The following is a 23308-nucleotide window of genomic DNA, read 5'->3' on the forward strand; positions in this document are numbered from 1 at the left end:
TTGCCAGACTTTTATTAAGATAACGAATTTTTTATCTGATGTCAACAGGTTTGGCAAAAAAATTCTCTACTCACCCAACAATGCCTTGAACAAGAGATTTTTAGAAGAGCGGAAATCTTGTGTGCATAGTGGTTTTAGGGCAGTTATCAAGTCATGCGATCGCCATTAATTATAACAAGTCGTGCTTTTATCGGCTATGATTTGTTTTTAATTCTTTCATTATTTCCTCAACTTAGTCGTCATGGGTTTATCACAAGCTGAATGCTGCCGTACATTAGCCTTTTTCACTTCTAAACGCACAGTGGCAGAATGTTTTCTGTATTTTATGCCCAGATGAGCGATCGCCACTTTTTCATGAATAATTAAGAAATAGCGTATAAAAAAATACTATTCATGAAACCATTGGAGAATTTAGCAAGTCACAATGGATATGGTATTGCGCCTGACAAAGTTAAGATTAACTGTTCTTTACAAAGATTTTGACATATATTACTCAAAATCTAAAACATGGAAGCATCATTTGAAATCACCCAACAGATGGTGATTGCCGTCTTTGCAGGGATTAGCGCTCAAGTGCTGGCTGCATATCTGAAGCTACCCAGCATCGTTTTGTTGTTGGTATTTGGCATTCTCCTTGGTTCGGATGCACTTGGGTTATTGCACCCTCATTTACTAGGCACAGGATTGGAAGTTATTGTCGCCCTAGCAACGGCAATAATTTTGTTTGAAGGTGGACTTAACTTAGATTTGCGCGAGTTGGGCAAAGTTTCCGTTAGTCTGCAATTACTCGTCACTCTGGGAACGCTCATCACTCTGCTTGGTGGTAGCATGGCAGCTCACTGGTTGGGCGAATTTCCCTGGAATATTGCTTTTCTCTACGCTTCCATAGTTGTAGTCACAGGACCAACCGTTGTCGGTCCCCTGCTCAAACAAATCAATGTAGATCGACAAGTCGCAACACTGCTGGAAGGGGAAGGCGTTTTAATTGACCCTGTGGGAGCTATCCTCGCTTTCGTTGTTCTAGATACAATTTTGAACGGCGATGCTGACCCAATCAATGCAATTATCGGTTTGCTGTTGCGTCTGGGAGTCGGTGCAGCAATTGGGGTAGCAGGTGGTTATTTGATGAGTTTGATTTTCAAACGTGCTGATGTTCTCTCATTAGAACTAAAAAATTTAGTGGTGCTAGCGGTGCTCTGGAGTCTGTTTACTTTAGCGCAGATGATTCGCAATGAGTCGGGAGTAATGACAACCGTAATCGCCGGCGCAGTTTTTGCTAACTCCTCGGTGCCAGAAGAACGTTCGTTACGCCGCTTTAAAGGTCAATTGACGATTCTTAGCGTCTCGGTGCTGTTCATCTTGCTAGCGGCTGATTTGTCTATTGCCAGTGTATTTGCCTTGGGTTGGGGCAGTTTATTTACAGTTTTGGTACTAATGTTTATCGTTCGCCCGATTAACATTCTCTGTTGTACTTGGAATAGTGACCTCAACTGGCGGCAAAAATTGTTTTTAAGTTGGGTTGCACCTAGAGGTATTGTTTCTGCTTCAGTGGCTTCTTTATTTGCGATCGCACTCACAAAACGCGGTGTCAACGGTGGTGAAGCGATTAAAGCTTTAGTCTTCCTGACAATTTTGATGACAGTATTCTGTCAGGGGCTAACAGCAGGTACGATCGCTAAATGGTTACAAATCACCTCTAAAGAAGCAACCGGGTTGGTAATTGTTGGCTGTAATCCCCTAAGTCTTTTGGTTGCCCGATTCTTTCAAGAACGGGGAGAAGCGGTGGTCATGATTGATACTGACCCGAAATGTTTTGCAGAAGCGGAAGCACAAAATCTGCGGGTAATTGCTAGCAGCGCCCTAGATACAGGAGTTTTGGAAGAAGCGGGACTGGCTTCGATGGGAACTTTTTTAGCTATGACTAACAATGGTGAGGTAAATTTTGTTTTAGCTCAACGTGCAGCTGAAGAGTTTAACCCCCCCCGTGTTTTAGCGGTTTTTCCTCGCGACCCCCAAGCATCCACATCCGCAGATAATAAAGTTGACCAGGCTTTTGTCCCAGACTTAGGAATTAAGACTTGGAATGAGTATCTCAATAGTGGACGAGTGAAGTTAGGGACAACTACCCTTGATGAAGAGGAATTTTCCAGCCAACAAAATCGCATCCAAGATAAAATTCGGGCTGGCGATTTGGTGCCGTTGTTGGTAGAAAGAGATAAACGTCTACAGATAATCCCGGCTGCTATTGATTGGCAAGCAGGCGATCGCATAATCTATCTATTGCATGACCCCAGATCCAATCTTTTAAAACGCTTATCTGGTGCTAGTCAATCCACCCCCCTATATGCAGAAAAGTTACCAGAAGTCGAACTAGTCCCTGTGGCAAAGTTAGCTGAACTTTCCCCTAGCGATTCCCCCAGTGTTTGAGGGAATGGGGGGACAGGGAGCAGGGGAGGCAGGGGAGGCAGGGGAGGCAGGGGAGGCAGGGGAGGCAGGGGGACAAGGGGGACAAGTATTTCTTTTTTCTTACCCTTTCCCCTTTCCCCTTTCCCCTTTCCCCCTCTTAAATCGGTTGCTGTGGTAAATTACCTAATTCAGAGTTCAGCATTTCTTGATGCGTTTGTTTTTCTTGCCAAACTGTACTAGCTAAATGCACCACCGCAAGAAGTATCGCAGCAACGGAAACTATATAACTGTGTATGGTGTAAAGATGCTCAATAGTTACGGTGCTAATGGCTCCACCGCCTGTTAGGATATCTCGTAATTGATGCCCGATGAAAGGAATTGCTTTAATTGTTCCTAGTTCAAGACTAAAACGCCAGTATCCTAGTTGATCCCAGTTTAGGCTCATTGCTGTCCAATCCAGACCGATCGCACTCAAGGTAAACAAAATTCCACTAATCCAAGCAGTTAACCAACTCTTGCGAAATTGTCTGCTTAAAAACATCACCACAATTTGAATCAAGGCAACAATAATTACTGTGTTACCTGCAATATTATGCGCTTTGTGAAATAACCAGCCATAAGTCACTTGCCCATCAATCATTTTCAATGACTCGTAAGCGCCGCCTGCTGCTGGTTGATAATAAAAAGAGAGTAAAATTCCCGTAGTCGCACTAATCAAGGTCAGAGTCAGAATCGCGACCGATAATATCGTCGATATTCGTTGCCCAATTATATCAAACCGGGGGAAATGCATAGCGATCGCCTCTTTACTTAGTTTTATATGTATTTTTATTACAGTTTAACTAAGAATTATTAACAATCGATAAGTCTTAAGGCGTAGATGTAAATATTATCGAGGAGGGAGAAAGGGGAAAGGAAAAAAGGGGAAAGGGGGAAGAAGTCATTTAAAACACTAGGTGATTTTAAAATTCCTTTCTCATGCGGGTTTAAGAAATACGCTTCTAACGGTGGTCTCCGCAAGTTAAGTGAGGTCGCAATACCAATACATTTTCTTCCCCTTTCCCGTCTTCATGAATTAAGCTAAATATTGCATCCAAGCTTTTAACGGTTCTTCAGAGCCATACCAAATTCCTCGACTTCTGGGGGAATGGTTGACACCTTCAATGACAATATTTTCGGCTCCTTCTAGATGAGCAGCTTCAATCGGCGTGATACCATCACCCCAAGTATTACCTTTGCCGCAAGTTAATAGGTAGCTACTATAAGCTAACCAGCTACCTATTCGTCTGACCCCAAAGATTGTTTTTCCGGCTACACAAACATAACGAACGTTTTTGTAAAATGCTCCTGGATAGTTATTTTTGACGAAATCCAGATTCCAGCGTGTCCAACGTTCTTGGCTAATATGAGGTGTGCCTAAGGTAACAAGAGTATTAACTACATCGTGACCGCAATAAATAGACGGTTGCAACTCACCACGTCCTAAGTAAGGCTTTTCTCCCAAGTAAATGCGGGATATCCAACCTCCGGCTGAATGACCAATTAAGTTAATTTGAGAAGCCTTATATTGTTGCAATATCTGCTTTACGGTGCGATGGAGTTGCTGCAAAATAGGCGTTACAGGTCTGCCGCCGAGAGTCGGTATCCAGTCGCGCCGTCGCAGTGGTACTGTAACTGTGGGAAAACCTGACTGTTGCAAAGATTGTTCAAGTTGACGGTAAGCGATCGCACTTTCTAAATATCCTGGCAAAATAACTGTCGGTAATGGCATTTGAGAATTTAGATAAAAGTAAGGATTTTTGCACGAAAACCCAAATATCTAACTTATACGTAAGTAAGTGGGTATTTTAGTATTATTTATCGCCGAAATAGCGTTAATTAATTACTATGAAAGAATTTCGCAGACTGCAAATGTTGTCAGTAGCGGCTTTGACTACTTTTTGAATTAAAGCAAACCAGGAATGACACAACAAATTGTGAAATACTAGCTATCTGAAAAAAACTGTTTAAAAGTGTTAATGTCAAGTCAGTTTACTGTATAATGCACATAATGTTATTATTGTAGCTACCTGGGTGAGTGAAAAATAGTTCGGCAATGGGAAAATCGAATTGAGTAATACTGGTTGTATACCTAAAATGAAAGCGATCGCCAAAACTGACAGTCACACTATTTTTTAGCTTGAATTGTCGGCGTTCAGCAAAAATCAGTCATAAAAACTAACAAATTTTCCCCAAACTTTGTCAAAAAACGCAACTATAAACATATTTTCGCGTCGATGCTAAGGATAACTAACTGGTAAAAAATGGAAATGCTTCTGTTTTTAGTAACGCAATAGAAAGTTATTATTTTTAGTGAAACGCATCTACATCTATATGCAGTATCTGTAAAGATAAAATTACGAGTCAACGCAACTGAGTCGAGTGAACCAGAACAGCTATGTCTTACGTCTCCCTGCTGAAAAACATACCAGATATCTTAAGCCAGCCTGCTGGAATTGCAGCCATAGCCTCTGTGGGCATTCATGGTGCGATCGCTTTTATTTTGCCCTTGATGCCTGTAGATTCTAGCAAATCCACCAAACAAGTCTCATCAACTAAACCCGTCGGACTGGTTGAATTAAGCCAAGCCGATCAAAACCGTCTGCCACAAATTCCCGGCACATCTCAGGTTGCCATAAAACCACAAGTTCCCTTACCGAACTTTGCCACTCAGCCAACTCAATTAGCAACTTTGCCACCAGCTTTGTCCAGCTCTAGCCAAGCTATATTGCCCCCCATCCCGCAAACACCTAATAATTATCCCATCGCCTCTGTACCTAAAGGTCAATCGTTGCGGATAATTCCTCAGACAAAGGGAAATTTTCAAATCGACACCTCTGGCTTTAATGCAAGCAAAACAACCGCGCAATCATTTCCGCGTTTTGACAACAATGACATAAAAATTGCCCGTTCTTCTCAACCCCTCTCAGTAGAGAGGTTGCCACAATTACAAGCGGATAATAAAATCCCTGAGGGACAACCTAACACCCCTCCGGTGGTAAGTTATTCTGATGTGCCTTCTACACCAACTAATGATGTAAGCAGCACTCCACAAAGTATGTCGGTGGGAAATGATGTACCGAAAATTGCTACTCCAAATCAAGATTTAATAACTCCTGTGGGAGAAACTCCAAAACCTGGAGAGAATTTCACTTTAGCAGCGACAAACCTACCGCAATGGCAACAGTCAAGCTCCACCATACCTGAATTGCCACTAGCTACTCAGAAAGCCTATACGGTATCAGCAGCTACACAAGAGTTAACTAACAAAACTACTACCCTGGCAGAACAGTTTATTAAAGTCAAAGAGCAATACCCCAACATAGAAACGAAACAACCGATTTCCTTAGCGATTGAGAAAGCAGGGTTGTCGCGTCGAGTTGAGGTAGGTTTGGTAGTTAATCCAGATGGCAAAAAAGTTGAATCTATAGAATTTTTGGATAACTCAGTTTCACCTGCAAGCAAAACAGCTATTACAGAATATTTGCGAGACTATTTCCAAAAAAATCCGGGTCAGGCTAATGGTAAGCCCAAGTATTATACATTTAGTGTATCGCCTAATTTGTCGCCAAAAAATGATGCCGGTAATAGTTCTCAAACGACTCCACAAGTTTTGCCCGCATCCCCAATAAATCAAACATCATTAAAAGCACCCGACGAGGAAGCAACTGTAAAACCAGTTTCGGGATTAAGAATCACCAGCAAACAGCCTTCGACTATACCTCAAGTACCCCAAAAACCATTACCAGAATTGCAAGTTGGGGGTAAACAGCCTTTGCTGCTACCGCAATTTAATAAACCACAACCATCAGCACAAGTCAGAAAAAATCAGACTTTGCCTGTATTGCAACCGAATCAACAACAATTGTCACAGGTGCAAGTCCCTAACCAACCTTTACCCACAGCGCAAGTCAATAAACAAGAATTATTAGGAGCGCAAATTAGGAATAGTCAACCTTTGCCCACCACCACACCGGAAGCAAATGCCAAACCATCATTTGCTCCTAAAATCAGCAGCAATCAGACTTCCCCCACTGCCCCTACTGTTAAACCGAGTCAAAAACTCTTACAACAGTTGCGCGAATTGAGGGAAAAAAGAGAAATATCTAATCAAGAAAAATAAAATTTGCTTTCTTTGAGATTAGGGTTTGGGGATTAGGAAAAACGGAAGCACCCCAATCCCTATCTATTCTCGACTTAACCAGCCTTCTTCGGCTTGTTGGAAAACGTAAGTGGCTACTTCCATAATCTCTTGAGGAGTTAACTTATCCTTAAAAGCAGGCATGGCATTTTTACCATTTTGAAGCTGGTGAGTAATTGCGGCAATAGAGTCAACATCATAATTTTCCAGGTACTTTGACAAAGCTTCCTTTTTTAAAGTTTTCTCCTCAATGAGAATGTTACCACCACCAATGTGACAAGAGGCGCAGTTAGCATTGAAAATTTTGACCCCGTTGGATGTATCGACAGCTAGCGCTGGATGAATAAATGTAACTTCGAGAGCGATCGCTAATAGTAAAATTAATAAAAATATTCTCAAGTAATTCTCCTTGCAAACAGGTTTAGTGCAACTTAAAAAACCGTTTTTTGCATACCCTCCAGTCTATAAGCCTGTGGTTATACGAATTAAGCCCGCTTTCGCGGGCTAGAATATCATAGCCCGTGAAGGCGGGCTTAGTTTGTATAGCAACACCGTTCTAGGGTATTGACTTAACAATATCCTAAAGACTATCTATATATAATTGACGGTTCCGAAGCTTATCCCCGATTAGCGCTACGTCGCTTTTAGCATCTGGTGATGAGGATAGGACTCGGAACCGTGTTTAAAAAAATCTAGCCAAAAGATACATTTTCAGAACTTTGCCCAGGAGCAAGAAAAATCATCTTGCTCCCACAGCATTATTCTTAGCCTTCAACTGTCAGTTTACCAATCATGCCTGCGCCACGGTGAGGTTCGCAGTAGAATGTGTATTCACCAGCAGGAGCGTCTGCGGGGATAATGGTTGTTTGCTTCTGACCAGGACTCATCAGCAGTTTCTTGTGAGATAGTCCTTTAGCTAGATCAGCGCTTTTAGTAGGATTTTTTTTAGGATCAAAGACAACATTATGGGGAGGAACCTTATTGTTCACCCATTCAATTGTATCACCTGGTTTAACAGTCAACTTTTTCGGTTCAAACGCCAGCATTCCTTTATCGCTGCCTAGTTTAACTGTGTAGGTTGCAGCCGCAGCGCTGGGAGCGAAAACCGCAAAGCTGCTCACAACTAAACAAATTGTTAAAAAAGCTAAACCCAAGCGTCGCAAACTAGCTGCAATCAATTTCATGACTTTCTCCTAAACATTCACTTTTATCTTGCCTTTCTCATTTTAGATATAAATCAACGCTAAATATGACAATCTGTCATAGATAATTTTTTTTTTAATTTTGAGTAATAATACTGGTGGAAAAGCTGAGTTTATAGTCTCGTTGTATTAAGTCTAGGGATGAGGGATGAGGAATTAATAAGAAATATGAAGTAAGGTAAACTTCTGCCTTCATCTTTTAAATTGCCCCAGTCCCTCAACCCTTGACTTAACAACTTGTTGTTAAAGCGATCGCTATTTGACATTGATCGCCCAAAACCGATAAGTTAGCATCCAGAGAAGAGTTTAGTAATAAATTTTACCACCACCCCACTGCTGACCAACAACTTTCGGTTGCAGGAGAATATGACCAGCGATCGCCTTTAAATTATCGTCAGTCAAATTTCTCATTTGTGGGAAAACATCTGAACTCTTAGTGCTGGGATGTATTTCCGAAATCTCCACCTCACCGTCGTAAGTAGTGGGATTTTTCATGTAGTCTACCAAACCTTCAATGTTATTACGGTTTGGTAATGCTAATGCTAAATCTTCGGGTGTAAGTCCTACGTTTTGGTTGGTCTTGGTAACACCCCCAGCGTGACATTGAGCACAAGCGAAGTTAAATAAACGTTTGCCTTCTTTAACTTGTTTCAAGCTGAGGACAATGGTATCACCGTTTTCATTTAATGGCACCGTCCGCGTTTCTGCGGTTAGTTCTAACGCTGTTGCGCTACCGACAACAAACTGAAACGTCAGTAAAACAGTAACCAAAATAATGCCAATTAATCTTTTTAACATGTTTCCCCTTAAATGTTTTGACGCTCAACACAGGACTTGATAGCAATACTCAATCTCAAAAATGCTAATCGTCAATAGATAATTGCCAGCTTGCTCTTAGCCACTAACAAAGACAGCACCTTTTCTGGAGCAACGCTGTAATCTGTTGCTATCTAACAAATCGCACGATTGAGTTGCTGTTATACCAATATCATGTTCAGAGTCCCATTTGTTCCCCAAAATACTGAGTGGGGATCGAGAGGGGGAAGATGGAGGAGGGGAGAGAGAAAAGGGTAAAGGGTAAAGGGGAAAGGGGAAAGGGGAAAGGGGAAAGGGTAAGAAAAAAGAAATACCTGCCTCCCCTGCCTCCCCTGCCTCCCCTGCTCCCCCACTCTCCCTAACCCTTACCACCTGTAAAAGTGACGCTTTGAACGAAATACTTGTTGAAAAAAGCATAAATACTTAAAGCTGGCAGAGTGAAAACCATCGAGGCTGCCATAATGTAGTTCCAATAGCTGATATATTGCCCTTTAAAGGAGTTCAGTCCCAAGGGTAGGGTAAACATTTCTGGGTCAAACAAAATCACTACAGGCAACAAGAAATTATTCCAACTGCCCATGAAGACAAAAACTGCTTGTGCTGCTAGTGCGGGTTTTGCTAAAGGCAGAACTATATAACGGAAAATTCCAAAGGGTGTTAAACCATCTAATTGAGCAGCTTCTTCTAATTCTTTAGGAAAATTAATGAAAAACTGCCGCATCATGAAGATGAAAGTGGCATTAACCATGCTGGGGACAATCATGCCTTGGTAGGAATTCAACCAACCGATCGCTTTTAAAATCAAAAATGTGGGAATTAGCGTGACTTGTGCCGGCACTGCTAACACTGCCAAAATCAAAAAGAACCAGAACTGCTTCCCACCAAAGCTTAACCGCGCTAAAGCATAACCTGCCATCGAGTTAAACAGTAAGTTTAAAATGGTGACGCACAGGGCAATAAACACACTATTAAATAGCCACCGCAAAAATAACGGTTCTTGAAGAAAGATTTGTTTGTAGTTGTCAAGAGTGAAATTGTGTGGTACAAAATTAGACTCACCGCTGACGATTTCTGATAGGGACTTGAATGAAGCAGAAAGCGCCCACATAAAAGGAATTAAGGTGATGACAGCATACAGCGTCAGCACGAGGTATAGCAGTCCTTTTAACCAAGGAATGCGAGAAATATTAGTCAAAGTTTTTCACCTCCAAAGAAGCGCCGCTGTATTAAAGTAGTGGTGATGATGACAGCTGCTAACAAAAAGGCGATCGCTGCTGCATATCCCATCTGCAAGTTGCGAAAAACAGCTTGGTATATTAACAAAACTATCGTCAGAGTGGCGTTATTTGGTCCACCATTGCCATTAGAGAAGATATAAGATTGGTCAAACAGTTGAAATGTGCCAATCACCCCTACAGCCATCACAAAAAAGGTTACAGGCTTAAGCAAGGGTACAGTAATCCGGATAAACTTCTGCCATTCATTCGCTCCATCTAACTCTGCGGCTTCGTAAAGAGTTTGCGATATATCTTGCAATGCTGCCAGATAAATTACCATGTAAAACGGTGCGGTTGACCAAATATTCATCACCATAATACCTTTGAGCGCCACTGCTGGATCGCCCAACCAGTTATAAGTTGGCAGTCCCACAAAAGCGAGAAAATCATTCAGTAGCCCATCGGTATTATAAATCCACATAAAAATCAGTGTCAAAACTGCTGAAGATGTGACTGTGGGCAAAAAGTAAATAATTCGCCACCAATTTTTGCCGCGAATGCCAGAATTAAGTGTTACTGCCAAAATTAAAGCGAGGATTGTTTGAGATGGCACTACGATAACTACGTATTGCAATGTATTAGATAAAGCAATCCAAACTCGTTCATCATCAACTAGTTGGGAGAAGTTGCGAAAGGCAATGAATTGATACTTTATCCCCCCTAACAGTTGGACTTTTTGTAAAGAAAGAAACACAGCGTAAAGAATGGGTAAGACAACAAAAGTCCCCATTACCAAAATGGTTGGCGTGATAAATAGGTATCCAGCCAGATTTTCTGTGATATTTAACCTGGAGGGTTTTCGTCGTCTTCTAATTTGCAACATAGCTGAAACTCTGCTTCATTCAGCATCAAAAGAAGCTGTAGCGATGGGTGGACAATGATTCTTCATCGTACTCCTGCGCGAACGTAGTACGCACTGAAGTGCGTTAATATAAGCGCTGAAGCGCTTACTACAAGGAACCTTTTATGATCGTTGTCCATCATCTCAATAATTCGCGATCACAGCGTGTACTATGGTTGCTTGAAGAATTAGGTATCGAGTACGAAATCAAGTGCTACGAACGCGACACGGAAACGATGCTGGCACCAGAGTCGCTGCTGAATGTCCATCCCCTCGGTAAGTCACCAGTAATTACAGATGCAGACCTAACGATTGCTGAGTCGGGTGCTATTATCGAATATGTAGTGGAGCGCTACGGCAATGGTAGCCTAGTCCCGGCACAGGGTACACCGGAGCATCTGCTCTATAGGTATTGGCTGCACTACGCTGAAGGCTCTGCAATGCCACCATTGGTGATGAGGCTCATCTTCAACAATTTCGGAATAGGGGACAGCAAAGCGATGGATGGATTCATCGCACCCCAGATTAAGCTTCACTTTGACTACATCGAAGGCGAACTAAGTAAAAGTACGTGGTTTGCGGGTGAGGAATTTACCGCAGCCGATATCCAAATGAGCTTTCCCCTAGAAATCTTCGCTGGGGTTCCCGAACAGGTTGAGAATCGACCAAAGATTAAGGAATTTGTCGATCGCATTCATGGACGACCTGCTTACAAACGTACCCTTGATCGTGGTGGCAGATACGACGTATCGTTTTAATAACTAAGTGGGCAAACTCATTCCATTGCTTTAATTTGCTTGTTGGCTTCTGTTTGCGATCGCACTATTGCCTGTTTTAATGGTTGTTGTCCCAGCATTGCGCTGACAAATTGGTTGTCAAAGTTGTTCACAATCACTGCCGGATATTTACCTACTTGCCACGGTATGGCATAATTAACACCAGCAATAAAAGGCGATCGCATCAAGTCTTTTTCATAACCTAATTTCTCTGCTACTGATTTGCGCGTCGGTAGTGCAATCCCCATTGCTGACCACTTCTGCATTCCTTCAAAACCTGTCAAATAAGATATCAACTCCCAAGCTTCTGCTTTGTGCTTTGTTTGTTTATTCATCACATAGGCAACTGTAAATACCATTGTGACTTTTTTATTATTTATGCTCGGCATTTCTGCGGTAGCAAATTCCAGCTTGGGAAAGGTTTCTCTTAAATAAGGAATTGCCCAATTACCCTCAATCACCATCGCTGCCTTACCTTGACCGAACATTTCACTACCAGAGTTTGTCCCCACATCAGATTTTTGTGCGGAGGTACAGTCTTTTTGATACTGATCTACGGTTAACTGCAATCCTTGTAAACTTGCTTCACTTGCAAAAGCAGCATAACCATTTTCTGTCACAAGTTGTCCGCCAAAGGCTTTGATTTTATAAGCTTGACGCGCTAATTCGGGAGTTTCCCCAAAGCCATATTGATCGATTCTGCCGTCTTGATTGCGATCCACCGTCAACAGCTTCGAGTCGCTGCGGAGTTCATCCCAAGTTGTTGGAGGACTACTCAAATTAGCTGCCGCGAAAGCTTGTTTATTATAAAACAGTGCCAGTGTAGAATAATCTTTAGGCAAACCATAAATATGATTTTGGTATTTGAAGCTGTCGAGTAGCGTTTCTTGAAAGTCAGCTAAGTCAAATTCTGGTTTGATGTAACCCTCAAGAGGTTCTAAGACATCCTGACTCATGAAAAAAGGAGCCTCTAACGCATCCAGATAAAAGACATCCGGTGCAGCTTCGCCGATAAAGCGAGTTTTAATCACATCCATATATTGATCATTGATGACTTCATGCTTGACTTTTATGCCTGGATGCTGTACCTTGAAGTCGTTTAATACCTGTTTTAACAATTTTTGTTCAACCGGATTAGCTGCCCAACTGCTGAGTTTAACAATAACTGGTGCTGTTGCAGTGGGTGCGATCGCTCCAGGTAGTTCTTGGCAAGCGGTAAGAGTGAAGGCAATGGCGATCGCTACTACTACTTGCAAAAATTTCCACACGTTGCTTATCATTACTTCCGAAGAATGTTTTTTTTCACTTATCTTATACCTTCTCTGACTAAAGATTGATATATTTCTTGAGAAATGCAATTAATATAACGAATAATTATTAGCAGGGCTGAATAAAATAGATTAGTTCGTAGTCAGCGTTTAACCGCTCTATCTGTGGGTACTAAAATACTCAACTTGGCTCTGAGAATTAATACAGTTATACATTAGACATAAAAAGCGAAAAACAATGTAGAGACGTAGCAGTGCTACGTCTCTAAGATTTTTGGATAACGCATATTTAAATTCGGTCAAAGTCTATTAAAAAGCTACAATAACCAGCGAGATAGTAAATGGATTCTGTTGAGTTTAATATCGGTTCTCCTTTAGTTCCAAAAAATACTCAGGTTGCAGCACCAGAAACGGCAATTTCTCCTACCGCTAAACCCGGAACACCAGTTACTAAAGATGCTATTCGCACTTCCTTGCGAGCTTCAACTATAGATAGTGCTTTCGCTGCGTTTTACACAATTACTACCAGCGGCATTTTACTTAGTAATTTTCTGGTGGATTTACATGCTAGTCCTGTGGCTATTGGGATGCTTGCCTCAATCCCAATGTTGCTAAATCTGATTCAGCCAGTAGGTGCATATCTTTCAGAACGCATCACAAGCCGCTTTCACTACTCCCTTTGGACTAATATTCCGGGTCGCCTAGCGTGGATAATTCTATTGCTTGGTATCATAGCTTTTAGCTGGGGACTAGTTAATTCTCACCAGCTCGTTGTCTTGACCTTGGGGATTCTTTTAGTTAGCCATCTGTCTGCCGGGTTGGGATCTGCATCTTGGCTAAGTTGGATGGCTCAATTAGTTCCCCGCAAATTGCGCGGACGCTTTTTTGGCTTACGCAACAGTGTAGCTAGCCTGACTAATTTAATTTGTGTACCTTTAGCAGGTCTAGTTATATCAAAATGGTCTGGTGGCGCAATCCAAGGTTATGGTGTGGTTGTGTTTATTGGCATTTTATCGGGAATTCTCAGTTTGGGGTGTCAGTACTTCCAGCTTGATGTTAATCCGCAGCAGCAAAATACTTTACCTGATGGAATAAGTGAAAAAAAAGCTATTTTAATTGAAGCAATTGATAAGGACTTGCCGAATACCGAGAATACAGAAATAAAGAGTGATTCTAATAGTGGCAAAAGCATCTTCAAAGATTTTAACTTTTTGATGTTTATGTTGTATTTGGGCTTATGGACATTTGCCGTTAATCTCAGCGCTCCATTTTTTAATTATTACTTGTTGGACACGCTGGATATAGATGTCACTTGGGTAACGACTTACGGTAGCTTGCGGGCAGGAGCAACTTTAGTGATGCTTATTTTCTGGGGCAAGTTGGCAGACAAAATCGGCAATCGTCCAATCTTGTTTTTGGTCGGGATTGTCCTAGCAGTTTCACCGCTGCTGTGGCTGTTAATTGGCAACAGCCAGCTTGATATCTGGCTATGGTTGCCATTGTTACACATCCTTCTCGGCGTAACTTGGGCGGGTATTGATTTGTGTAATAACAACATCCAACTAGGAATAGCACCAGCTAGACATCAAGCAATTTATTTTGCAAATGCCGCTGCGGTGGCTGGAGTTAGTGGTGCTTTAGGTACAACTATAGGCGGTTTCGTCACCCAATTTTCTATTTATGGCGGCTTACTCGGATTATTCGCTATCTCTGTCATATTCCGGCTTGTAGCTTTGACTCCGCTCGTCTTTGTACGAGAAGCGAAACACTAATTAAGGGAAAGGGGCATGGGGCATGGGGCATGGGGAATGGGGCATGGGGCATGGGGCATGGAAAGAATTGTATTTATTCACGCACTTGCTTTATTGAACTTCTTTAATTCTCACTGCGAGCGTGCCCAATGCCCAATGCCCAATGCCCATTGCCCATTGCCCTATCTTCTTACTCAACTACGGTAGAACTTAACGGTCTATTTTCCCACAACAGCATATGAGGTGTGATTGGTGCTGGCTGGTGTAAAGCAATCAGCTGCGCTAAGATATTTTTTAACTGGGTACGGGGTACGATATCGTCTACAAAACCGTGTTTCAACAAGTCTTCAGCAGTTTGAAAATCATCGGGCAGTTTTTCGCGCAGGGTTTGCTCAATCACTCGTCGTCCTGCAAAACCGATCATTGCCTTTGGTTCTGCCAAAATCATATCACCCAACATGGCAAAACTAGCAGTAACGCCGCCTGTGGTGGGATTGGTTAGGACGGGAATGTACAATAGTCGTGCATCCCGATGGCGTTGTAGGGCTGCGGAGATTTTCGCCATCTGCATCAAAGAAAGCATTCCTTCTTGCATTCTTGCCCCACCAGAGGTGCAGATAATAACTACAGGATATCGCCGTTGAGTCGCCGTCTCTATTAAGCGGGTGAGTTTTTCGCCGACGACAGAACCCATGCTACCACCCATAAATCGGAAGTCCATGACTCCAAGAGCGATGGGTAATTTATTGATTTCGCCTAAACCAGTTTTGACAGCATCGATTAAGCCAAGTTTTTCTTGAGTTTCTCGCAGGCGATCGCTATAAGGTTTGCGATCGCGAAATTGCAGAGGATCGGCTGGACGCAAATTCTCATCCATCGGTTTCCACGTATTCGCATCTATCAATTGGCGGATGCGTTCATCGCTATCCACTCGATTATGATGTCCACATTCGGTGCAAACCATTTGATTCGCTCTCAGGTCTTTGGTATATGTCAATACACCACATTTAGGACATTTATTCCACAATCCATCAGCAATTTCCCGTTCTTGGCGTTCAATACTGATAGAGCCTGATTTACGTCGATTTGCAAACCAATCTAACAAAGACTTTAAACCGCGTGATTCTTCGTTGTTTGCCATTTTTATCTTATGCAAGTGTGTACTAAGTTCAAAACAGTAAGAGCAAGTTTTGCGTGGTCTTTTATATGATTGTCCTTTGTGAATAAATATACGACGAATCACGATTGACAAATAACTAATGACCACTTATTCCAATTTGTCTTCTAAACGCTAATCGACTTTCCCCATGTGCCTTTGGTGCCAGCTTAACGAAAATACATAAACCAATTCAAGTATGTTATTCCTTTTTTAGGGAATTTCTCACGAGTTTTGCATTTATTTGATAGACGCGATCGCTCTTGAAAAAGGAGTTGTAGTTCCAGCCTCCAAATTAATAATTTTTGTTGCTTTCTTTTTAAGAGTCAGTTATTCTAAGTAGATGAGCATAAATAAACTCTCCTTAACGTAGTAACCTGATTAGCCGTTAAAATCCAAGAGCGACGAGCGGTAAACCGCTCACTACGAAGAGCAGAGAGTATTTTACATTTAATTTCGCCCACTTACTTAATCACCACTTGATATTACCAAAAGCTAAAAGACTGATGGCGTAATGGTGGTTACAGTCGGGGAGATGGGGAAGTGGAGGAGTGGGGAGGCATTTTAGAATCCAATGCCCATTGCCCAATGCCCATTGCCCATTGCCCCATCAAGTAACGGGAAAAAATAACCTGATATAGCTAGATAAAATTGCTTCACCACCAAAAAGAGCGATCGCAGCTCCCAAAGCGAGAAAGGGACCAAAAGGTATCTTTTGTCCCCACTTCTTTTTTGATAATATAATTGCACTGCTACCTGCTAAGGCTCCAAGGGTACAGCCGATAAAACCAGCTAAAAGCAGAAGTTTCCAACCTAACCAAGCTCCCATCATTGCTGCTAGTTTAGCATCACCTCCACCCATCGCTGTTTTTCCAAAGGCGATAGAACCAAATGTAGCGATCGCATCAAATAACCATAACCCTAATACTGCTCCTACTATCCCCCGCATCAAATGATGAATTAATCCACTCCAGCTAGCTTCTGGTAAAAAACCAACAATCATTTGAAATACAATCCCCAACACTAACCCAGACTGTGTTAATTGATTGGGGAGAATCATAGTATCAAGGTCGATCAGCGATAGTGCTAATAACCAACTACAAAAAGCCCAATAGCCGATTGTTAATATTGAGACTTTAAATACAAATAAAACTAGTAAAAATATTATGCCCGTTATCCCTTCTACCACAGGATAACGGACGGAAATCTTACTTTTGCAATAACGGCAACGTCCTTTTAACCACAGCCAACCCAGCACAGGAACGTTATCGTGTGCTTTTAGCTGTCTTAAGCAACGGGGACAGCGAGAAGGAGGAAAAAGAATCGACAACTTAGCAGGTAGCCGATAAACTACAACATTGATAAAGCTACCGATAGATGTACCCAAAGCGAAGACAATTACACTCGTTGGTACGAGTATCAATAAGTCCATATAGTTAGTTGTTGGTTGTTGGTTGTTAGTGGGCATGGGGCATTGGGCATTGGGCATTGGTAATAATTCTTTCCCTTTTCCCTTTCTCCCTCTTCAAATTCCCACTATCCACTATCCACTAACTAATATATGTACGATTCAATCTGATTTAAAGGCACAAAACATTCTTGCGGTAAGAGGACTGGTTGATTAGTAAAAATTACCTTGCCGCGAAGAGTAACTCGATTAATTGCTACTCCTGAAGCTTGTCCAACTATTTCTGGGTGGACCTCGCAGTAGGTGTAATAAATTTGCCCAGCCGATCTGATCACCGAGGGATCGATTAAGGGTGGCTGGTTTTGTGAGTTACTGAAATTCGCTTGTTGCCCTTGTCGTAAAGCGTACACTAGTTGTTTTATTTGCTTTCTAAGTTTGTATCTAGTCTATATGAAAGTTAGAAAAAACAGTTGCCAAATTGTCCAACTTTCAAGGGGAGATGGGGGGACAGGGGGACAGAGGGACAAGGGGACAATTGTTTCTCCCCCTCTCCCTAATCCCTAATCCCTAGTCCCTAGTCCCTAATCCCTAATTCCAGAGCTTGAATAAGTGTCTTGCCCATAGAACGACAACCCAAAAGGTTCATTCCCGGAGACATTATATCTCCAGTGCGATCGCCTTTTTCTAAAACTTGGGATACTGCTTTTTCGATTTTGTCAGCCGCAGCACTTTGATTTAAGCCGTAGCGTAACATCATCGCTGCACTCAAAACTTGCGCTAGGGGATTTGCTTTATCTTGTCCTGCAATATCTGGGGCTGAACCGTGGACGGGTTCAAACACTCCAGGACCTGAAGCGCCTAAACTAGCAGATGGTAACATACCGATACTACCAGTCAGCATCGCCGCTGCATCCGAGAGAATATCGCCGAATAAGTTACCCGTAACGATAGTATCAAATTGCTTGGGAGCGCGAACTAATTGCATTGCTGCTGCATCTACATACATGTGAGATAGTTCGATGTCGGGATATTCTTGAGAAAGTGAAGTAATGCGATCGCGCCATAACTGCGATACTTCTAATACATTTGACTTATCCACCGAACATAGTTTACCCCCACGTTTTCGCGCTGCTTCAAAAGCGACTCTGCCGATGCGTTCAATTTCCGATTCGCTGTAAACCATCGTATTTACACCGCGCTTCTCACCTGTTTCTGTTTCAAAAATTCCCTTCGGTTTACCAAAGTAAATTCCGCCTGTGAGTTCGCGCACCACCATAATATCCACGCCTTCCACAACTTCTTTTTTCAACGTAGAGGCATCAATTAACTGCGGTATAATCTTCGCAGGGCGCAAATTGGCAAAAAGCCCCAAACCCGCACGCAATCCCAGTAAACCCGCTTCTGGGCGTAAATGAGAAGGCAAAGAATCCCACTTGTAACCACCAACAGCGGCGAGTAAGATAGCATCACTATTACGACACATTTCTAAGGTATCAGCGGGTAGAGGTTCGCCTGTAGCGTCAATTGCTGCACCACCCATGAGGGCTTGTTGAAATTCAAACTGTAAATCAAATTGCTTACCGACGACTTTAAGCACGTCTACCGCAACGTTGATGATTTCGGGTCCAATGCCATCGCCGGGAAGTAAGGTAATGCGGTAGTTTTGAGTCATAGTTGGTTTTTACTGGGTAGATGTGCAAAAAAGCAAGCGCAGATTAAATATCATACCTAGCAAAATGTCCCAATGGAGTTTTTAATTTATTTGTCCTTCCGATGACCAAACACAGAAACGCATTTGTTTAGAACCTGATAAGACGATTCCACTGAAAAAGCCAGCAGTCAGATTTGAACTGACGACCTTCCGATTACAAGTCGGATGCACTACCACTGTGCTATGCTGGCGAAGCGCTAACTCTAAGCGATCGCAAAACTTTTCTGGTTTTACGTATCATACCGATTTCATATCTTAGCATAAGCCAGTTAATTGCACAACGTCAAGTACAAAAAAAGAAAAAAATGCTTACTTTGTCCCATATTTATGATTTTTCCGCCTGTAGATGATTTATTGAAGGCTCCAAAAGCGTCCAAAAAATAGAGAAATTGTCAGTAAATCAAGATTAATACCAAAAGCGATCTGAAATCCCAGGCTGAACACCAAAATATCTGGTAATGTTTTAAAGTGGTATTTTTTGAATACGGCACGCTAAACAAACATAAATACATAATTGTTCTTTACAGCTCACAACAATGGCAGCGTTGATCGGACGAGATTTATTAAGTTTGGCAGACTTCAGTGCAACCGAAGTTCAAGAACTCTTGCAAATGGCAACTGAGTTGAAATCACAACGGCTAAAGTTGCATTGTTCTAAAGTGCTGGGGTTGTTATTTTCCAAAGCTTCAACTCGGACACGAGTCAGTTTTACAGTAGCGATGTATCAACTGGGTGGACAGGTAATTGATCTTAACCCCAATGTCACCCAAGTGAGTCGTGGGGAACCGATAGAAGATACAGCGCGGGTGTTGGATCGATATTTGGATATTTTGGCAATTCGCACCTTTGCACACCAAGATTTGGAAATTTTTGCCCATTATGCCAAAATTCCCGTAATTAATGCGCTTACCGATTTAGGACATCCTTGCCAGGTATTGGCAGATTTAATGACAATTCAAGAATGTTTTGGCACCCTGGCTGGCTTAACCTTGACTTATGTGGGCGATGGTAATAATGTCGCCAATTCCCTCATGCTAGGCTGTGCTTTGGTAGGGATGAATGTCAGAATTGCCACGCCAATTGGCTATGAGCCAAATGCAGCCATGACCGAAAAAGCACGCGCAATAGCCGACAACAAAACTGAAGTTATCTTAACTAATGACCCAGAAGCAGCAGTAAAGGGAGCTTCTGTACTTTATAGTGATGTTTGGGCAAGTATGGGGCAAGAAGCAGAAGCCGGCGCAAGGCTACCAATTTTTCAATCCTACCAAATCAACGAGCCGCTATTAAGTCTTGCCGATCGCGACGCAATTGTTTTACACTGTTTACCAGCTCATCGCGGTGAAGAAATTACTGAATCTGTAATTGAAGGCTCTCATTCACGAGTTTGGGATCAGGCAGAAAATCGGATGCACGCTCAAAAAGCTTTACTTGCAAGTATCTTAGGGGCAGAGGAAACAAAGTAAAAGTTACTATTTCTTCTCTTTTTCCTTTTAACTTTTAACTTTTACCCTACCATTGGGGGGTTTTTTGTAGTACTAATGTTCTAGAGACATTTGTACTTTGTCTCCCTACTAATTTATGGAAAGACTAACAGAAGCTCAACAAGAACTTTACGAATGGCTGGCGGAATACATCCGATCGCACCAGCATTCGCCGTCAATTAGGCAAATGATGCAGGCAATGAACCTGAAATCACCTGCACCGATTCAAAGCCGCTTGGAACATTTACGTGCCAAGGGACATATTGAATGGAGTGAAGGTAAGGCACGAACAATTCGGATTTTGCGTCCGCAAAAACCAGGTGTGCCAATTTTAGGTACAATCGCTGCCGGCGGCTTAATCGAACCGTTCACCGATACTGTGGAACATCTGGATTTGGCTAATTTGTCGTTGCCTCCGCACACATATGCTTTGCGAGTAGCTGGCGATAGTATGGTTGAAGATTCGATTGTCGATGGAGATGTGGTATTTCTGCGTCCAGTACCAGAACCAGATCATCTGAAAAATGGTATCATTGTCGCCGCCAGAGTCGAAGGACACGGTACGACATTGAAGCGATTTTACAGAAATGGCGATCGCGTCACCCTCAAACCTGCAAATCCCAAATACAACCCCATTGAAGTATCGGCGATAAAAGTGGAGGTACAAGGTACTCTCGTCGGCGTCTGGCGAGGTTACAACTGATATATGGGCATTGGGCATGGGGCATAGGGCATGGGGAAGATATATAATTCCTCATTATCCCTATTCCCTATTCCCTATTCCCCAGTCCCTATTCCCCAGTCCCTATCTATGTACCTGACGCCACGAGTTGAGAAATTGCCCACTTTCAAGCTGAAAAAACCATTTGCCGGCGAAAGTAAGGGCAATTATCAAACTCAACCATTACCAGGATGTCCCAGAATGCCGCAATCTCTGCAATTACGGCAATATCAACGACAAGCTATTGAGTCTTGGTTTGCCAACAACGGCAGAGGTACGCTGAAGATGGCTACTGGTAGTGGTAAGACGATTACAGCATTGGCGATCGCTTGCGAGTTATACAAACAAATTAACTTGCAAGTTTTGTTGGTGGTGTGTCCCTTTCGTCATCTTGTCACCCAATGGGCGCGAGAATGTGAAAAATTCAACTTGCAGCCCATTTTAGCTTTTGAAGATTTACGAACGTGGCAAAGTCAACTTTCTACCCAACTTTATAACGTGCGTTCTGGTTCGCAATCGTTTCTCACGATTGTGACTACCAATTCCACATTAATTGGTGATGGCTTTGGTTCTCAACTCAAGTACTTTCCCGAAAAGACTTTGATTATTGGCGACGAAGCACATAACTTAGGCGCACCTAAGTTGGAAGAAAGTTTACCACGCCGCGTGGGTTTACGACTCGCTCTTTCTGCTACTCCAGAAAGATATTTTGATGATGGTGGCACTCAATCTTTATTTAATTACTTTGGTGCGGTTCTTCAGCCAGAATTCACTTTAAAGGATGCAATTTCTCAAGGTGCGTTAGTACATTATTTGTATCATCCCATTTTGGTAGAGTTAACAGAAGCAGAAAGCATTGCTTACTTAAAACTAACTAAAAGAATTGGACGAGCATTACTGTATCAACAACGAGAAAATTTAGATTTAGGGGATTTTGAAGGCAACGAAGATTTAAAACCTTTGTTAATGCAACGTGCAAGATTAATTGGTGCAGCAGAAAATAAATTAAAGGCTTTGCGCGAATTAATGATGACTCGTCGCGAAACTACTCACACCCTTTTCTATTGTAGTGATGGCGCCCAAGAAGAGGGACGTTCATCGTTACACCAACTTAAAGCAGTTGCCAAAATATTAGGAGGAGAATTAGGGTATCGGGTAAGCACCTACACTGCAAAAACACCTTTACAAGAAAGGGAAATTTTGCGCCATCAATTTGAAAGCGGCGAATTGCAAGGTTTGGTAGCAATTCGCTGCTTAGATGAATCCCCAGTCCGTTTAGCCTCTGGCAGCATCTGACCCAAGTACCCACCGACACCGACTTTCGCCAAGTCCCCAAAGGTAGGGCGAAAATTATGGTCTACTATAGCCAGTACCAGCGCCCCAATTACCAAAATAATTACAACTACAGACCGAACACTAATTTTTGACAGCATCTTAGTATTCATCATCTCGAATAATAAACCCTGATTCTTTATTCAAAAATCCGGTAAGCTGCTTAATCAGCCCACTAAGTCGGTTGAATTTGTGTTCAAGTAGTTTGTCGGTGGCATTGTGCCTGTATTCCGAGAATAATTTTTTCTCTGCGTACTCAGTCAAATGTACTTCTAGCCTTTTCTCATTTAGGTATAACTTCTCAACAAAAATATCCCTGTGTAAATCAATTGCGGCTAACAAAGTAGTTTGTACATTGGTGATTCTGGTGTTGATTTGCGCTTCTATTTGCGCTAATCGATAGATACCACCAATACAATAAAAATGCCAAAGAAACAAGTGTAAAAAAATTGTTGACATCAACTTTCATGATTAATGCTTTTTGAAACTATAGACCAAAGAAAAAAGGCATATTAAATTCCGACCGCTTCTTTTATTGCCTGGATATCATCTTCAAGTGTTGTTGTATCCACACCTTCGTATTGATAGATAGAAATATTGGCGTTAATAAACCATTTGGGAACCTGGATAGAAACAAAATAATTAATGTTTAAATCGTCAAAAACTATTAAATTGAATTTCCCTAAAAACAATCCCTCGCGTTCTCCTGTGAAACTTGCCCCCAAGCCAGTTGTGAGGCTACGGCTCAAGTAACCTGCATACTTCCAAATCTTGCCTACAGGAATAGTGGTAGCGACAGACACGGCAATAATAGGTTTATCAAACACAGTTGGGACAATTATTTCAGTTATCTTTTCATAAATTGGTTTTCCTGCTGAATCATTCAAGTAAGTTACAGCAGGGAAAGAATCACTATATTGTAAAGCCCAATTACTTTCTATCCCTAACTGTAAATTCCTTGTCACTTATACCCCTCGGT

General features: G+C 42.1%; 21 protein-coding genes, 1 tRNA gene and 1 pseudogene. 8 read left to right on the forward strand and 15 right to left on the reverse strand.

All coding sequences use genetic code 11. The annotated features are described in order from the left end of the window. The first annotated feature begins 507 nt into the window (after positions 1–507). Positions 508–2427, forward strand: coding sequence for a cation:proton antiporter (locus TOL9009_RS0136980; RefSeq protein ID WP_029638738.1), 1920 nt, complete (start codon positions 508–510; stop codon positions 2425–2427). A gap of 136 nt (positions 2428–2563) precedes the next feature. Here the strand turns inward: TOL9009_RS0136980 and TOL9009_RS0136990 are convergent, their stop codons facing one another. Together TOL9009_RS0136990 and TOL9009_RS0136995 are read right to left on the reverse strand one after the other, a co-directional pair. Further along, on the reverse strand, positions 2564–3199 hold the full coding sequence (locus tag TOL9009_RS0136990) for a cytochrome b N-terminal domain-containing protein (protein ID WP_029638740.1): 636 nt from the start codon (positions 3197–3199) through the stop codon (positions 2564–2566). A 282-nt stretch (positions 3200–3481) separates the two neighbouring features. Continuing rightward, positions 3482–4177: a PGAP1-like alpha/beta domain-containing protein gene (locus TOL9009_RS0136995; RefSeq protein WP_029638742.1), complete on the reverse strand. Its 696-nt coding sequence runs from the start codon at positions 4175–4177 to the stop codon at positions 3482–3484. A gap of 666 nt (positions 4178–4843) precedes the next feature. On the opposite strand from TOL9009_RS0136995, the gene TOL9009_RS41790 reads away from it, so the two are divergent. Further along, positions 4844–6568, forward strand: a complete 1725-nt coding sequence (locus TOL9009_RS41790) for a hypothetical protein (protein WP_051503225.1) — start codon at positions 4844–4846, stop codon at positions 6566–6568. Positions 6569–6631: 63 nt separating this feature from the next. Here TOL9009_RS41790 and petJ read toward each other — a convergent pair whose 3' ends face one another. The 5 genes from petJ to TOL9009_RS0137030 all read right to left on the reverse strand — a co-directional run bounded on the left by petJ (position 6632) and on the right by TOL9009_RS0137030 (position 10704). Continuing rightward, the gene (gene petJ / locus TOL9009_RS0137005; protein ID WP_029638744.1) at positions 6632–6985 is read right to left on the reverse strand and encodes a cytochrome c6 PetJ; all 354 of its coding nucleotides are present in this window, start codon (positions 6983–6985) and stop codon (positions 6632–6634) included. A 365-nt stretch (positions 6986–7350) separates the two neighbouring features. Continuing rightward, positions 7351–7770, reverse strand: coding sequence for a plastocyanin (gene petE / locus TOL9009_RS0137010; protein WP_029638746.1), 420 nt, complete (start codon positions 7768–7770; stop codon positions 7351–7353). Between the two features lie 324 nt (positions 7771–8094). Then, the gene (gene psbV / locus TOL9009_RS0137015) at positions 8095–8586 is read right to left on the reverse strand and encodes a photosystem II cytochrome c-550 (RefSeq protein ID WP_029638748.1); all 492 of its coding nucleotides are present in this window, start codon (positions 8584–8586) and stop codon (positions 8095–8097) included. Positions 8587–8962: 376 nt separating this feature from the next. Then, entirely contained in the window at positions 8963–9799 is an 837-nt protein-coding gene (locus TOL9009_RS0137025) for a carbohydrate ABC transporter permease (protein WP_029638750.1), read from the reverse strand. Continuing rightward, complete coding sequence (locus tag TOL9009_RS0137030; RefSeq protein ID WP_029638752.1) at positions 9796–10704, reverse strand: carbohydrate ABC transporter permease; 909 nt, start codon at positions 10702–10704, stop codon at positions 9796–9798. Before TOL9009_RS0137030 ends, TOL9009_RS0137025 begins: the two co-directional genes overlap by 4 nt. A gap of 143 nt (positions 10705–10847) precedes the next feature. Between TOL9009_RS0137030 and TOL9009_RS0137035 the strand changes: the two genes are divergently transcribed. Continuing rightward, positions 10848–11480, forward strand: a complete 633-nt coding sequence (locus TOL9009_RS0137035; RefSeq protein WP_029638753.1) for a glutathione S-transferase family protein — start codon at positions 10848–10850, stop codon at positions 11478–11480. Between the two features lie 17 nt (positions 11481–11497). Here the strand turns inward: TOL9009_RS0137035 and TOL9009_RS0137040 are convergent, their stop codons facing one another. Then, positions 11498–12778 (reverse strand): ABC transporter substrate-binding protein, encoded by a 1281-nt coding sequence (locus tag TOL9009_RS0137040; protein WP_038298355.1) that lies wholly within the window; start codon positions 12776–12778, stop codon positions 11498–11500. A gap of 329 nt (positions 12779–13107) precedes the next feature. Here TOL9009_RS0137040 and TOL9009_RS0137045 point away from each other — a divergent pair, with 329 nt between their 5' ends. Both TOL9009_RS0137045 and TOL9009_RS48255 read left to right on the forward strand, forming a co-directional pair. Beyond that, positions 13108–14538, forward strand: a complete 1431-nt coding sequence (locus TOL9009_RS0137045; RefSeq protein ID WP_029638755.1) for an MFS transporter — start codon at positions 13108–13110, stop codon at positions 14536–14538. 15 nt (positions 14539–14553) lie between these two features. Beyond that, positions 14554–14724, forward strand: a complete 171-nt coding sequence (locus TOL9009_RS48255) for a hypothetical protein (RefSeq protein WP_186227783.1) — start codon at positions 14554–14556, stop codon at positions 14722–14724. Here TOL9009_RS48255 and accD read toward each other — a convergent pair. The 5 genes from accD to TOL9009_RS0137070 form a co-directional block, all read right to left on the reverse strand. Continuing rightward, the gene (gene accD, locus TOL9009_RS0137050; RefSeq protein WP_029638757.1) at positions 14708–15658 is read right to left on the reverse strand and encodes an acetyl-CoA carboxylase, carboxyltransferase subunit beta; all 951 of its coding nucleotides are present in this window, start codon (positions 15656–15658) and stop codon (positions 14708–14710) included. The two genes, TOL9009_RS48255 and accD, sit on opposite strands and share 17 nt — an antisense overlap. 625 nt (positions 15659–16283) lie before the next feature. Then, positions 16284–17105 (reverse strand): prepilin peptidase, encoded by an 822-nt coding sequence (locus TOL9009_RS0137055; RefSeq protein ID WP_029638758.1) that lies wholly within the window; start codon positions 17103–17105, stop codon positions 16284–16286. 122 nt (positions 17106–17227) lie between these two features. Continuing rightward, positions 17228–17491, reverse strand: a complete 264-nt coding sequence (locus TOL9009_RS49975; RefSeq protein ID WP_029638760.1) for a hypothetical protein — start codon at positions 17489–17491, stop codon at positions 17228–17230. A gap of 164 nt (positions 17492–17655) precedes the next feature. Next, entirely contained in the window at positions 17656–18753 is a 1098-nt protein-coding gene (gene leuB / locus TOL9009_RS0137065) for a 3-isopropylmalate dehydrogenase (protein WP_029638761.1), read from the reverse strand. Between the two features lie 158 nt (positions 18754–18911). Further along, positions 18912–18983, reverse strand: a tRNA-Thr gene (locus TOL9009_RS0137070). A 345-nt stretch (positions 18984–19328) separates the two neighbouring features. On the opposite strand from TOL9009_RS0137070, the gene argF reads away from it, so the two are divergent. The 3 genes and pseudogenes from argF to TOL9009_RS41795 form a co-directional block, all read left to right on the forward strand. After that, the gene (argF, locus tag TOL9009_RS0137075) at positions 19329–20258 is read left to right on the forward strand and encodes an ornithine carbamoyltransferase (protein ID WP_029638762.1); all 930 of its coding nucleotides are present in this window, start codon (positions 19329–19331) and stop codon (positions 20256–20258) included. A 115-nt stretch (positions 20259–20373) separates the two neighbouring features. Further along, entirely contained in the window at positions 20374–20979 is a 606-nt protein-coding gene (lexA, locus tag TOL9009_RS0137080) for a transcriptional repressor LexA (protein WP_029638764.1), read from the forward strand. Between the two features lie 108 nt (positions 20980–21087). Beyond that, positions 21088–22260, forward strand: a pseudogene (locus tag TOL9009_RS41795) (DEAD/DEAH box helicase); the annotation flags it as partial. Between the two features lie 171 nt (positions 22261–22431). On the opposite strand, the gene TOL9009_RS0137090 reads toward TOL9009_RS41795, so the two are convergent. Further along, a complete protein-coding gene (locus TOL9009_RS0137090; RefSeq protein WP_029638765.1) occupies positions 22432–22788 on the reverse strand; it encodes a hypothetical protein in 357 nt (118 codons plus the stop codon). A gap of 53 nt (positions 22789–22841) precedes the next feature. After that, on the reverse strand, positions 22842–23294 hold the full coding sequence (locus TOL9009_RS0137095) for a hypothetical protein (protein WP_029635969.1): 453 nt from the start codon (positions 23292–23294) through the stop codon (positions 22842–22844). Positions 23295–23308: the final 14 nt, after the last annotated feature.

The sequence above is a fragment of the [Scytonema hofmanni] UTEX 2349 genome, assembly GCF_000582685.1.
Lineage (GTDB): Bacteria > Cyanobacteriota > Cyanobacteriia > Cyanobacteriales > Nostocaceae > Hassallia > Hassallia hofmanni.